This window comes from Inquilinus sp. OTU3971, assembly GCF_038440215.1.
On record NZ_JASATH010000083.1, the window covers coordinates 1 to 13845 of the forward strand.

Here is a 13845-nt window from a genome sequence, read left to right on the forward strand (position 1 = left end):
GAGATGCGGATCGGATGGTTCGGTCAGGCAACAGGTATCGATGCCTATCATACGTGGCTCCTGACGCCGACTTCCGGCGGTTGTCAGGTCATCACCGAAGAAGTGGTGAAAGGCCCCGGCGCGGTCAGCTTGCGGAACTCGGACCTCGCCGCCATGCACAAGGGCCACGATGTGTGGCTGAGCACGTTGAAGATCCTCGCCGAGAAGTGACGAAACTGAATACAGAATAAGCGTAGCTGGTGGTTGAGATTCAGCGGCCTACAGCAGTTGATGGTTACATCACCGAAGTATTGCTCGGGTTTGATGGTGGCATCCACTCGGACTGATCCCGGCCCACCATGTGTCCCCAAAGCGGCGTAGGGCGCACTGCTACATAGCAGGGCGTCCAGCGCCAGTCGTGCGTTCTGTCTCGAAGGTGAGGCGCCCACGGTCGCCGCCAAGACGGCTGCCCGCCTCCTCGGCTCATATCGCCAAGCCCGGATCGGGGCTGGCGTCCAGCGACTTGGACCTTTGAAGGCGGAGGTTGCCGCAAAGCCCGGCCGACCGAGACCGTCGGGTGGGTGTTGACGAGAGCAGGCTGTTGGGCTGCGTCAGGGCCCGGACGGTGAGAACTGCCCACTCAGGAATGAAGAAGGGGCGGCGCCGGCCAAGGAATCCGAAGTACGATGGACGCGATCCCGGAGGCTCTTCTCCTCCGCCGGCAGGCGGACTGTACACATCTTCGAGCAGGGCTCCCGGGCCCCCGGGAGCGGGGCAATGACGACTTCAATTTGTCAATATCGGCCATCGATAGATTTCAGTTTCAGGATTCGGAAGAGCGAATACCATTGGTCATCCCTCGGGGGATTGTGAGGGCTATCCTTCGGCTGTTGTCTGTTTCTGGTTCCAGCCAAGCCAGATCTGCCGGTGAGACGGGGCTGAGATAGGTGGTGGGCGTCGCCTGTTGTCGCTCCTCGACGATCGACAGCAGGCGACATGGGGCGGGCGAACCCATAGAGGAAGTAGGGGCGTGAGATATCAGGCGATCGAGTTCGAGGCAGACGGCGTGCCGCTTGTGGGCAACCTCTTCTTGCCTGATCGCGCTCCTGTCGCGCTTGCCGTCACCACCGGTCCGCTCACCTCCGTCAAGGAACAGGCTGCGGGTGCCTATGCCCGAGCCCTCACGGCGCAAGGCTTTGCTGCCTTGGCCTTCGACCATCGCCACTTCGGCAAGAGCGGTGGCCAACCGCGTCAACTCGAAGCGCCGTTGACGAAGGCGAGAGATATCCAGCGCGCCGTGGACGCACTGACGGCTCTCCCGAAGATGCGGAGGCTGCCCGTATTTGGCGTCGGCATCTGCGCTGGCGCCGGCTATATGGCACATGCGGTCGCCACGGACGGGAGATTTGCGGGGTTCGCCGGCATCGCCGGGGTTTATCCGGACGCGGCGCAGACACGCAGGTCGATGGGGCAGGCCTATGTCGCTTCGCTCGAGCGGGCTGCGGCAGCAGAGGCCCGATGGAGAGAATTGGCGAGACGGACCGGATCCCGGCGGTGGCGGAGGCCGGAGGTGATGTCGCTATGCCTCTTCCCGAGGCCTTCACCTACTACGGAACTGGGCGCGGGGCGGTTCCGAACTACGTCAACGCGTTGGCAGTTCAGTCGCGTGCGCTCACGCTTCCCTTCGATGCTCAAGGGCTCGCGCCGAAAATAAAGGCTCCCACGGTGATCATTCACTCCCGACGCGCGCTGTTTCCCGGTCTGGCGCGCCAGTTCTTCGAATCTCTGCTGGCTTTGAAACGGGAGATATGGCTGACATCGACAGGCCAGATCGATTTCTACGACGACCCGGACCTCATCGCGGACGCGGTCGCCCAAGTCGCCTTGTTCTTCCGCGGCGATTGCCTGGGCCTCCGGAGTGAGCTCGATCTGCTCGCCGGGGACCAGGCCAGGGGCTTGCGTCGGGCTGACCAGGCGGTACGGCACGCGGAAGCGCGCAAGCGGTAACCCGTCTGCTCCGACGTGGCCGTCCGGTCGGTTGCGGGATCTGCTGAAGGGTCAGGAGAAGACGCCAGCTCGGTGTCGCCGTTCGCCGCCAGTTGCAGAGCATTGGGGAGGTTGGGAGTGATTGTCGAGTACATACGATACAATTTGAAGCAGAAGACTGTGTCTTCTCTGATCGATGCGTATCGCCGGGCCGGCGAGTATCTCGAGAAGACGCCCGAATGCCTTGGGTATGAGCTTTCTGTCTGCGAGGAAGTGCCTAGCAGTGTGATCCTCCGGATATTATGGGACTCACGCGAGGCCCATCTGGAGGGCTTCAGGAAGGGGCCAAACTTCTCGCCATTCCTCGCGATCGTCGGGCCGTTTTTCGGAGAAATCGAGGAGATGCGCCACTATAGCCCGACCGGCTTAGCCTGGTCTCGCCAGTAGCCTCCGGAGGCCCATCCTTCGACAGCACCAGGGCTGCACGGCAGCATCCTTATCTTGATCTTGATCTTGCCGTGTCCGATGACCGGCGGGTCTTGAGGCTGGCGTCGTCTGATGTCAGGGGTCGCGCTCCGAGCCGCTTTCGCCCTGCCGCCGTCTTCCGTGCCCCTCTCCTGTCACCGGGCGTCGTCGCCCGTGTCAGGCTTGCTCCGGGGGGCTGGGCGAGGCTCCGCAAACTTGCCGCGGCTTGAGGAGGATCGCGGTGCTTCCCGGAGACGGCGGCCGGGCGGCTGCTCGGATGCGCGACGAGTTGAGGCGCCGGCCGGCTCAGGAGGCGATCACGACCTTCCCGAACGGACTTTGTGAGAGCCGGTGAAAGGCATCCGCCGCTTCTCCGAACGGAAAGACACTGTCGATCACGGGCTTGATGCCGGCCACATCGATGGCGCGAGTCATGCGCTCGAAGGCCCGTCGAGAACCGACGGAAACGCCCTGGATTCTGAGACGCCTTCGCATGAAGGCGACGATAGGAAGAGTGAATTGCGTCCCGCCAAGGATGCCGATCACCGAGATGACGCCGTCGGAGGCCACAGCCTCAGCGGCCTCGAGCACATTGGCGCCGCCGACCACTTCGAGAACGTGAGCGGCTCCCTCGCCTGTCAAGCTTCGAACCGCGGTTCCCCAATTCGGATGGGACCTGTAGTTTATCCCGTGCCAGGCGCCGAGCTCTTTGGCGCGTGCGAGCTTCTCGTCGCTGCTCGATGTCACGATCGCTCTGAGGCCAAACGCCCTGGCGAACTGCAGGGCAAAAAGCGATACGCCTCCGGTCCCCTCGACAACGATTGTCTGGCCGGGCAGATGCCGTGTTTGCTCGATCAGGGCGGACCAAGCTGTCAATGCCGCGATCGGCAGGGTCGAGGCCTCGACGTCGCTCAGCGACGCCGGGGCAGCAACCGCCGCATTCTCGTCGATCACGACATACTGCGACAGCACGCCGGGGGCTGTCATCGCCAGAGTCTTCTGATGCAAGACCGCCGGGGCATCGCCGTCGATCCAGTCTGCAATCACCTGACCGAGCACGCGATCCCCGACCCGAAAGCGAGTCACCGCGCTGCCGATCTCGACGACCTGTCCAGAGAAGTCGGACGCCGGTACATATGGGAATGCAAGGTCCGGAATCAGCTTGCCTTCGACGATGAGCTTGTCCTTGTAGTTCAAAGACACCGCGCTGACCGCGATCAGCAGATCATGCGCTCCAACCGGCGGAACGGGTTGGAGGTCGAGCCGCATGGCGGACAGGCCGAATTCTGGAAGCCGCCACGCCTTTCCATCTCTCGAGTTCAAATGTCCCTCTCCTGCCCCAACTTCCAGGTCAGTACTCCCAGGCAATATATTGTGAAATTGGATTTCAAATTAGCGACTAATCATCCACAAAATTGGGAATGCACTTCCATAATGGAGGATCGAGATGCAGCCCGGCGATCTCCAAGGTATCTTCCCCTTCATGCGCGCCGTCGAAGCGGGAAGTTTCACCGCGGCCGCGCACAGGCTCCATCTGACGACATCGGCAATCGGAAAGGCGATCGCGCAGCTGGAACGCAGGCTCGGCGTGCAACTTTTGCATCGAACGACGCGGAAGTTGAGACTGACGAGTGAGGGTGCGGCGTACTATGAAGCCTGCGTGAATGCGCTTTCGCAGCTCGAGGCAGCGCAAGCTTTGCTGATGTCCGGGCAGCAGCGTCCGTCAGGACGGCTGCGTGTCGATATTCCATTGGCGCTTGGCCGTCGATGCATCATGCCGGTTCTTCTGCAGGTCGCGCGCCTGTATTCGGAACTCAAGCTCGAGATATCATTCAACGACCGCCGCATCGATCTGGTGGAAGAGGGGATTGATCTCTCGGTGCGTGTGGGGGATCTGCCGGAAAGTCCAACCCTGATGGCAAGAAGGTTGGGCACGCAGCGCTCTTCCCTCTTCGCATTACCTTCCTACTTCGAGCGCTTCGGCAAGCCGGCAAACATTGCGGAACTCGGTGACCATATGCATATCGCATATGGCCGGGACGGCTGGATCAGCCCATGGCTGGTGGCCGATGGCGTCGGGAAGCCTGTCAAATTCCATCCTTCGAGCCGGGTCGTGCTCGCGCATGGCGAACCGCTCCTGGACGCGGCCATTGCCGGCATGGGGATCGCGCACTTGCCGACCTGGCTTGCCGTCGAGGCTCTGGAGCGTGGAGAGCTCGAGATGGTCTTTCCTGGTCGTATTGTCGAAGGTGCTGCGATCCATGCTCTCTGGCCTGCAACCCGCAGTCTCTCTCCCAAAGCCCGGGTTGTGATCGACCCGCTTGTCGATATATTTTCTCGGCCGGAGTGGACCCAGGTGTAGTGCGCTTTGGAAATCCGGGTCGGACAGATGGGATCTTGTCTATAGTAAGTTATATTTGCAAGATCTCTCAATAGGCCGTCTTCTGGCAAACGAAGGAAGGATGCTTGCTGAGCGGGCCGGCACTGGCACCCGATAGCCAAATACATATGTGTGGAGTTCGCGATCTTATCCAGTGAATGAGAAAAATGAGTCGCAAGTATTATTAAAAATCTATCTACATATGTTGGATCATAACGCTAAATTGGTAAAATCATATTGCGCTAGATATTGTCATTCTTGGTATCGAACTTCAATTATTTTCATTTGATGGAATCTTGATCCTCGGTCATGCAGTTTCATGCTGGTCACTGCATGAGCTGAAGGGAGCGGACTTCGCCAACTCGGCTGCGCCTTGGCGGGCCAAGGTGCCGGTCGTACTGCAGCGTGGTGAGGGCTATGGAGTTGTTGGTCGCCGACAAGTGCGATGCCCTAGAGCGCGCGGGCACTGGGCATTGGAGAGGCACAGACATACGGTCGAAGGATGGAAGTCCTTCCTGAGTGAGGTTGAAGCAGCCGTCCTCTGTCGGGTGCGGCACTGGAGACCCCAATCGCCAAAGCCGATTGTGCCGGCCCATAGGTTCAGCGCGTCGGTTCTGCTGCCAACGGAGGCAGATAGAGGCTTCCGGTGATTCCAATCTACGGCTGCTCTGGCTGCGGCGTGATCCGTCAGCACCAAATCTCGTCGATAACGGCAATGATAGGAGGGAACATGAGGAGACTTGCGTTGGCGGGCGTTGTCGCCGCCTGGGGGCTTTTTTCTGGCGCTGCATGGGTACAGGCCGAACCGACACGCCGAACCATCCCCGAGCCCCCGTCGATCGTATTCGGCCAGCTCTTCGAGGACGTCCAGCTCAGCCGCATCTTCCCCGACAGCAAGACGTTCGTCGACATGGTTCCCAAGTCCGAACCGAATGCGATCCTGGCGAAGTACGCAGCAGCCAAAAACCAGCCGGGGTTCGACCTTGCCGCGTTCGTGAACTCAAATTTCCTCCCACCCGGTGGCGGTCCCATCATCGAGCCGGCGGCACCGGGCGAGCCGGTCTCGGCTTATATCTCTCGCCTCTGGGACAGCTTGACCCAAGCCGCGATGACGGTTCCCCAATATTCTTCGTTGTTGCCTCTGCCGCATCCCTATGTTGTCCCGGGGGGGCGGTTCCGCGAGGTCTACTATTGGGATTCGTACTTCACCATGTTGGGGCTCGAGGCCGATGGCCGGCACGATCTGGCCAGGAACATGGTGGATAACTTTGCATATGAGATCGATACGTACGGGCATGTTCCTAACGGCAACCGCACCTACTATCTCAGCCGATCGCAGCCGCCATTTTTCTCGCTGATGGTTGGTCTGATCGCAGGCCATGAAGGGGACGCGGCCTATGCCAGATATCTGCCCCAACTCCTCAAGGAGTACGAGTACTGGATGGCGGGCGAGCAGGAGATGCGACCAGGCCAAGCCTATCAGCATGTCGTGAGGTTGGCCGACGGCACCGTTTTGAACCGTTACTGGGACGCGCGGGATGTGCCTCGCGACGAATCCTATGCTGAAGACGTCCAGACTGCACGGCAGTCGGACCGCCCCGCAGCGGAGGTCTACCGCAATCTTCGGGCGACCGCCGAATCCGGATTTGACTTCAGCTCCCGGTGGCTCGCTGACGGGCGCAGCCTGGCAACCGTCCGCACCCTGTCGATAGCGCCGGTCGATCTCAACAGTCTGCTCGTCCATCTGGAAAGAACCATAGCCAGAGCCTATCAGGTCCGGGGAGAGCTCGCCCGTTGCCGCCTCTACGAGCTCAAGGCCCTGAGGCGGGCATGGGCGATTAACCGCTTGATGTGGGACGAGTCCCAGAAGCTGTTCACCGACTATCTCTGGGGCGAGGGCAAGCAGACCCGCGTCGTCTCGGCGGCGACGGCCTATCCTCTGTTCCTTGGCGTTGCGACCCGTCCTCATGGCGAGCTCACTGTGCGCACGATACGCAAGTTCCTGCTGATGCCAAATGGGGTCGCAACGACGCTGGTTGAGAGCGGCCAGCAATGGGACCAGCCGAACGGATGGGCGCCCTTGCAGTGGATCGCCATCAATGGGGTCGTCAACTATGGTCATCGAGGTCTTGCTCGAGCAATCGCGGGACGCTGGATCAAGACAAATCTGACGGTTTTTCGGGATACAAGGAAGCTGGTGGAGAAATATCATCTTTTCGAATCCAGCGGCGGCGGCGGGGGCGAGTACACCACGCAGATCGGGTTTGGCTGGACGAATGGCGTCCTGACCAAGTTGATGGATCTGTATCCGGCAGACCGTCGGATAACCGAGATTCCCGTCGAGGAAGTCTCTTTGGAGGCCGCGGAGTAACCGGGCGGCACCTCTGAACGTGGAGCGCGGCTCTCGCCGCGACGAACGTAGCGGGAGCGTGTTCTCGTCAGCCCACAGAAGGAGCGGCCCTGTCGTGTCGCCTCTTGACGAAGTATTCCCGTGCATGGATGTACTCCCCCGTTTCCCGTCACGGCGGGAGACGGGGGAGGGGCTCCTCGTCCATCCGCCGTCGAGGATGATCCGGCGAGCCGTCAGGGGCCTCCAGACCCCGTTGCCGGGCCACCCGACTCCGCCAGATGTCCAAAATATAGACAATATCTGCTATGAACAAATTTTGGGCCATTGGGACTTGCGCCGAAGCGATGGCCATGCTTATGTTGCGGTGCGGTATGCAATTTCTGATTGCTGCCGTAACGCACTTCTTGGGCGTTTCCTCCCTAAACTCGGGCCGCATCCGGCAACGGTGCGGCTCGCTTTCTTTGGGAACAGCGGATCAGCAGCCCGACAGTGCGCCAGCCGGCGTCAGGGCGAAGCCGAGCGGACGGCCCCTGCCCATCGGTGAGCGCGTGAAGCTTGCTGGTGCGTCCGCCACGGCTGATGCCGATCGCCTGCGCGCGGCTCCCTTTGCCACCGGCAGCCGAGCGATGCGTCTTCACATGGGTGCTGTCGAGCAGCGCCTCCGTGACCGCCCCGCCGGTTTCGGCCAGCGCGATGAACACCTTCCGTTACACGCCCTTTGCCGCCCGACGGACATGCCGATTGTGCAGCGTCTTGGCTGGCCCGTAGGCCGCCGGGCATCCTTCCATCGGCAGTCCGATTTCAGCACATGTACGATCCCGCTGATCACGCGACGGTCGTCAACTCGAGGTATACCCCGCGGCTTGTTCGGCAGCAGCGGTCACAATCGCTCCCATTGACCATCGCTTAGCCAGAACTCCGACCCCATCACGATCTTCCTCTCAGCCGAGATCGTGAATCGCATAACCCCCAACCTGAAGAGCCCCTTTATGGGTCCCTGACCCTAGACCGCGATGGCGAGCTTGTATGGGTATCGGTGGTATCCTGTCCCCGCAACCATCTTTGTTATAACTCCCTCGATATCGAAGTCTGACACGAAGTCCCGCCCCAAAAAGGCGGGGCTTTCTACGTTCCGCGGAGCGTTCAGAGAGAAGGTTAAGCCTGCTCCAAGCCTCGAGGCCAACGCGCGAGTAGCGCACGTCCCGCGCTGTGCCGCGCTCTCGCCGCCGGAAGGTCAGACCTGGTCGACTGGACTGCCTTGGTCGGGCGGCGGAGCTGTCCGCCCCGCCAAGGTCCACTACCTGAGAAGAGCCATGACCGCCTGCGCCTCCAGGAAAGCCGTTGAGCGTCCGCTCCGTCCCCACATTGTTGACGCTCGTTAACCGAATGGGTCCCTCCGGACCGGACATTCTATGTCGCTCCTGAGCACCCCGAAACCGAACTCCAGCGATGCCGGATCACGGCCTCATGCCTGGCGTCCGTACGGCATTTCGCGCCAGGACGGAATGGATCTGCGCGATGACGGCGGCACCTTCACCGACCGCGGCGGCGACCCGTTTGGTCGAGCCGGCGCGCACATCGCCAACCGCGAAGATGCCCGGGCAATCGGTTTCGAGCGGCAGCCGCTCGCCGTCGCCGGCACGCTCCCCGGTGAGAACGAAGCCGTTTCCGTCGAGCGCGACACAGCCGTCGAGCCAGCCCGTATTGGGATCGGCACCGATGAACAGGAAGAGGTGGCGCGACGTACACTCCCGTGTCGCACCGGTCCGGTTGTCCCGGAATGTCGCGCCGGTCAGGCCTGTCGCCCGGTCGCCGCGCAAGCCGGCAATCTCGCTGCCCACATGCATCTCGACATTGGGCAGCGCCGCGATCCGATCGATCAGGTATCGCGACATGGTCTGCTCGAGCGGCCGGTGCACCACCAAGTGCAGGTGCCTGACCTGGGGCGCGAGATAGGCAACGGCCTGGCCTGCCGAGTTCCCGCCGCCGACCAGGACGACCTCCTCGCCGGCACAGAGCCGCGCCTCGATGGGCGATGCCCAATAGGACACGCCGGCCCCTTCCAGCTCGACGACGTTGGGAATGTCGGGCTGCCGGTAGCGTGCTCCCGAGGCGATCACGATGGTGCGCGCCCGCGCGGTGCCGCCGTTGCTGAGCTCGAGCGTGAACGGGGCGTCCGCTTCCGCTCCGTGACAGCGGAGCAATTGGACGGTCAGCGGAATGGCGAGCTCGGCACCGAACTTCGCCGCCTGATTGAAGGCCCGGCCCGCGAGGGCCTGTCCGGAGATACCGGTCGGAAAGCCGAGATAGTTCTCGATCCGCGCCGAGGCGCCCGCCTGGCCGCCGAAGGCGCGGCTGTCCAGGACCAGGACGGACAACCCTTCGGATGCGCCATAGACGGCGGTGGCAAGCCCGGCCGGGCCGGCCCCGATGACCGCCACGTCATGGATGGTCTCCGGATCGAGATCCGGCGTGATGCCGAGACAGGACGCGGCATCCGCATTGCCCGGGCGCCTGAGCACCGTGCCGTTCGGGCAGATCATCAGCGGCAGGTCCTCGGGGGCGACGCCGAGCCGTTCGACCAGCTCGCGCCCCTCGGCCTCGCAGGCGGCAATGACGGTGTGGGGGTAGCCGTTGCGGGTGAGAAATCCCGACAGCCTGACGATGTCCGGATCATCCCGGCGCCCGACCAGGACCGACCCTGCGCCGCCGGTCTGCCCCTCCTCGATCAGCATGACGCGCCGGAGGATGAAGGCGCGCATGATCGTTTCGCCGACATCCGCCGAGCCGATGACAAGTGCACGCAAATGCGACGCATCGAAGGGGATCGCGACCGCGCCGGTGTCGCCCGCCACGACCGACATCAGGGTTGGACGGCCCGAGAGCTGATTGGTCTGGCCGGGACCGTAGGTGGTGACCACCGACGATTGGCCGGCTCCGCTGCGCCGGATCGCGTCGGCTGAGCCCTCGAGGATCAGCCAGCAGGGGGCGTTGCGGGTGCCGATCTCGTAGACGATGTCACGAGGGCCGAAGCGGCGTGGTTCACCGCTCGCGAAGCGACGCGCCGTCGCGATCTGAAGGGCGGACAGGATCGGGAACATCTGCTCTCGCCGAGCGTCGCCGATTGCCATGGGGGACCTCCGTATCGGGCCTGTGCCAGTGCTCACGCGCGACACCATCCGACCATGGGGAGCGCGTGACCGCAATCACGCCGGCGCGAGCCGAGACGCCTTCGGCAGGGTGAGCGCGAAGACGACAAGGCCCAGGAGCGTCAGCCCGAAGCCCGCCCATACGGCGGACAGCAGGCCGTAACAAGCCGCAATCGTCGCGCTGCCCGCCCAGGCCCCGATGGCGTTGGCGACGTTGAGCGCCGCGAGGTTCATGGCGCCCATCAGCGTGGGCGCCTCCGGGGCGAAGCCCGTGAGGCGCACCTGGATCGTGGGGATCGCGACCATCATCGTCGTGCCGACGCCGAACAGCGCCGGCATCAGGATCCACACATTCCCGCCGCCGGCCGCCAGCAGCGCCAGCACGACCAGGGCGCTGCCGAAGCCCATGACCAATCCCCGCGCGGGATGGGCATCCGCCAGCCTGCCGCCGATCAGGTTGCCCGCGGTCATGCCGAGGCCGAACAGCGCCAGCGCGACCGGAATCCAGGCCTGATCGAGCGTTGCCACATCGGTGACGAAGGGGCCGATGAAGGTGTAGACGGCGAAGATGCTGGCCACGCCGAGCGCCGCGACGAGCATCATGGCCCAGACGGCCGGCTTGCGCAGCGAGGCCAGCTCCTGCACCACGGGCCCGCCGCGAAGCGCCTCGGTCCGGGGCACCCAGGCCCACAGGGCAAGGAAGGCCAGCGCGGCAAGCCCGGCGACGGTGAAATAGGTGTTTCGCCAGCCCAGGGTCTGGCCGAGGAAGGTGGCCAGCGGCGAGCCGATGATGGTCGCGACCGTCAGCCCGGTCATGACCAGCGCGAACGCCTTTCCTGCATGGCCGGGGCCGACGATGTAGGACGCCACCACGGCACCGGCGCCGAAATAGGCCCCTTGCGGCATGCCGCTGACGAAGCGCGCCAGGGCGAACATGCCGAGATCCGTGGCGACCGCCGACAGGACGTTGCCGAGGATGAACAGGCCCATCAGGCACAGCAGCAGCGTCCGCCGGTTCAGCCGCGCCGCCACCAGCGTCACCAGAGGAGCGCCGATCACCACGCCGAAGGCATAGGCCGCAATCGCATTCGTCGCCGTGGGGATGTCGATGCCGAGGCTGGCCGAGAACAGCTGGAGAATCCCCATACTCGCGAACTCGGACGTCCCGATGCAGAAGCTGCCGAACGCCAGGGCGAACAGCGTGAGGCCGCGGTTGCGCCGTTCCGCTTCATTCGTGCAATGCACTTTCACGGCGGCGCATTGACCGCGATAGGCCTTGTCCAGCATCCCTGCCTCCCATTCGCGATGGCTGTGCGGATCCGTGCCGATCCGACGCTCGGCGTCTCGTGGCCCCTAGTCGTGAGGTCCCGCGAGGATCTCCATCTTCATGACCTTGACGCCGCCGTCGGCGAGCTCGGGCAGCCTGGTGAACCAGTCCTTCACGTAGGGCATGGCGTTGTGGGCCTCGAAATCAGCCTGATTGGCGAAGATCTCGTAGAAGATGAAGTGCCCGGGCGCCGCGCGGTCTTCCTGCAGGAAGTACACCAGGTTCTTCGGATCGCTCCGGACGAGGGCGACAAGCGGCAGTGTCGCGGCGCGCAGCTCGGCTTCCTTGCCGGGCTTGGCCCGCACCTCCGCGACGATCGAATAGGCGCCGTGAGGCACCTGCGAATAGCCCTTGCCCGGCCCATCCTGCGCCATCACCGAAGTCACGGCAGCAACACAGGCGAGACCCGCAAGCACGGGAAGCCTGACACCCGGGCGCGTCGTCCTGGACATGGCTGGTTAGCCTCCGGCCGCGGCGAGCATGCGCCGGCGGGCTGCCATGGCGTCCTCGAAGGTCTTCTTCACGGGCCCGAGAGCCTGGACGAATTCGAGCTGCTCGCCCTCCGGCCCCTTGCAATAGATCAGGGACCATCCGTTCGATTTGCCTTCGGTGATCCTGTTGGTGTTGGCGTCGAGCGGGGCGGCCTGGCGCTCCTGTTCCGACGTCACCGTGATCACCCGATTGGCCTTCACCTGAGTCATCCCGCGGCGCGCCGACTCCGCCTCGAGGTCGCGAATGAAGGTGTTAAAGTCGACATCGTCGCGGATGTAGAAGCAGATGTGCATCGATCGCGGATAGGCCGGGCTCATGTGGTCCCGTGGCTCCGCCCAGCTGTCCCCGCTGCCCATCGGCTGCTGGGCATCGCGGTACTGCAGGAGCTCGATCACGACGTTGTCGAACTGCACGAAGCGCACGTCGAGGCGCTGCCCGCCGTCCTTCAGGTCCGGCACGCCGATCGTCCGCGGATTGACCCCTCGCTCCCGCGCGACGATCTCCTGGTCGGTCAGCAGCGTGTTGTGGATCTTCTCGCCACGGAAATCGCCGTCGCGCATCACCTCGTTGCCGCCGAGCACCTCGGTGTAGAACTCGAAGGCGCGGTCCATGTTCTGGACCGTGAGGCCGAAATGTTGGACGCCTTGCAGGCGCGCGCCCACGGCCTTGCCGCTGCGGGCGGCCGGGGCTGGGGCGGGGGCCGAGGCCGACGTCTGAGCGGCGGCCGCGCCAGCCGAAGCCGCCGCGCCGGCGAGCAGGGCCACGCCCGCGCTCTTGAGAAGATCGCGACGCGGCAGTTGGCCTTCGTCGTTGTTCAGGTCATCGCCCATGATGGTTCTCCTTGTTGGGACACTGCGTGCGCAGGACAGACGAGCCGCGGGCCGGCCGCGGCGCGAAGCACAATCTCGTTGATGTCGATGTCGGTCGGCTGCTCGATGGCGTGGGCGATCGCCCGGGCCACGGAACTGGCGGGCACGACCTTGCGGCGCAGGGACGCATCCAACCGGGCGCGAACCTCGCCAAACATCGGCTCTCCCTCGATAGCGCCAGAGAGGATGCAAGTGACGCGGATGCCCCCGGCGACCGCTTGGCGCAAGCCGTCCGTAATGGCGCGCACGGCGAGCTTGACGCCCGCACAGACCGTGTCGCGTGGTGCGCAAACCTTCGTCGCGGCGACGGTGCTCAGATTGATGATGTGGCCACGTCCCTGCGCCTGGAACACCGGCAGCGCTGCGGCCACCCCATGCAGCATGCCCTTGAGATTGACGTCGATTGTCGCGTCCCAGGCATCGGTGCGCGCCTCGAGCATGCGCTGGTTGGGCATCATCGCTGCGGCGTTGTTGACGGTGACGTTCAGGCGCCCGAAATCAGCGATCGCCGCCTCGACCACCGCCCGGACTTGAGCGCCGTGGGAGACGTAGACGCGATAGGCTCTGGCCTCGCCGCCGCCATCGACGATGCGCGCCACTAAATCGTCCAGCCGCTCCTTGCGCCGGCCCGCCACCGCGACCCGCGCCCCACGAAACGCTAGATGGCGAGCGATCTCGGCGCCGAGGCCAAGGCAGCCGCCGGTGAGCAGAACGACCTTTCCTTGAATGCCTTCACGCATGCCGTTCCCCTTTGGCCGGTCCAGGGGCGGCAAACGCCCAGCGGGTGATTCTGGGCACGACGCCGGGGTCCTTGCAGGACCGGCTCGCTCGCGCCACAAGATCACCCC

Annotated in this window: 12 protein-coding genes and 1 pseudogene; 6 read left to right on the forward strand and 7 right to left on the reverse strand. The window is 63.8% G+C overall.

The features are described from left to right. From AAHM41_RS20695 to AAHM41_RS40660, 4 genes are all read left to right on the forward strand, one after another. Positions 1–210: hypothetical protein (locus tag AAHM41_RS20695; protein WP_446719468.1), on the forward strand; the 210-nt coding region annotated here is incomplete at its 5' end. A gap of 844 nt (positions 211–1054) precedes the next feature. Then, positions 1055–1693, forward strand: a complete 639-nt coding sequence (locus AAHM41_RS40650; protein ID WP_446719471.1) for an alpha/beta hydrolase — start codon at positions 1055–1057, stop codon at positions 1691–1693. Between the two features lie 11 nt (positions 1694–1704). Next, complete coding sequence (locus tag AAHM41_RS40655; RefSeq protein ID WP_446719469.1) at positions 1705–1986, forward strand: hypothetical protein; 282 nt, start codon at positions 1705–1707, stop codon at positions 1984–1986. A gap of 117 nt (positions 1987–2103) precedes the next feature. Further along, positions 2104–2412 (forward strand): putative quinol monooxygenase, encoded by a 309-nt coding sequence (locus AAHM41_RS40660; RefSeq protein ID WP_446719470.1) that lies wholly within the window; start codon positions 2104–2106, stop codon positions 2410–2412. Positions 2413–2736: 324 nt separating this feature from the next. Here AAHM41_RS40660 and AAHM41_RS20710 read toward each other — a convergent pair whose 3' ends face one another. Then, complete coding sequence (locus AAHM41_RS20710; protein WP_342238473.1) at positions 2737–3753, reverse strand: zinc-dependent alcohol dehydrogenase family protein; 1017 nt, start codon at positions 3751–3753, stop codon at positions 2737–2739. Positions 3754–3877: 124 nt separating this feature from the next. Here AAHM41_RS20710 and AAHM41_RS20715 point away from each other — a divergent pair, with 124 nt between their 5' ends. After that, positions 3878–4792, forward strand: a complete 915-nt coding sequence (locus AAHM41_RS20715) for a LysR family transcriptional regulator (RefSeq protein ID WP_342238474.1) — start codon at positions 3878–3880, stop codon at positions 4790–4792. A 763-nt stretch (positions 4793–5555) separates the two neighbouring features. Continuing rightward, positions 5556–7181 (forward strand): alpha,alpha-trehalase TreA, encoded by a 1626-nt coding sequence (gene treA / locus AAHM41_RS20720; protein ID WP_342238475.1) that lies wholly within the window; start codon positions 5556–5558, stop codon positions 7179–7181. Between the two features lie 515 nt (positions 7182–7696). On the opposite strand, the pseudogene AAHM41_RS20725 reads toward treA, so the two are convergent. The 6 genes and pseudogenes from AAHM41_RS20725 to AAHM41_RS20750 all read right to left on the reverse strand — a co-directional run. Then, a pseudogene (locus tag AAHM41_RS20725) lies at positions 7697–8037 on the reverse strand (transposase); the annotation flags it as partial. Between the two features lie 580 nt (positions 8038–8617). Continuing rightward, on the reverse strand, positions 8618–10291 hold the full coding sequence (locus tag AAHM41_RS20730; RefSeq protein WP_342238476.1) for an FAD-dependent oxidoreductase: 1674 nt from the start codon (positions 10289–10291) through the stop codon (positions 8618–8620). A gap of 75 nt (positions 10292–10366) precedes the next feature. Next, positions 10367–11596 carry an MFS transporter gene (locus AAHM41_RS20735; RefSeq protein ID WP_342238477.1) on the reverse strand — a complete coding sequence of 410 codons (1230 nt, stop codon included), beginning with the start codon at positions 11594–11596 and terminating at the stop codon, positions 10367–10369. 66 nt (positions 11597–11662) lie between these two features. Next, entirely contained in the window at positions 11663–12088 is a 426-nt protein-coding gene (locus AAHM41_RS20740) for a putative quinol monooxygenase (RefSeq protein WP_342238478.1), read from the reverse strand. A 6-nt stretch (positions 12089–12094) separates the two neighbouring features. After that, the gene (locus tag AAHM41_RS20745) at positions 12095–12958 is read right to left on the reverse strand and encodes a VOC family protein (RefSeq protein ID WP_342238479.1); all 864 of its coding nucleotides are present in this window, start codon (positions 12956–12958) and stop codon (positions 12095–12097) included. Then, positions 12943–13737 (reverse strand): SDR family oxidoreductase, encoded by a 795-nt coding sequence (locus AAHM41_RS20750; RefSeq protein ID WP_342238480.1) that lies wholly within the window; start codon positions 13735–13737, stop codon positions 12943–12945. Before AAHM41_RS20750 ends, AAHM41_RS20745 begins: the two co-directional genes overlap by 16 nt. Between the last annotated feature and the right edge of the window lie 108 nt (positions 13738–13845).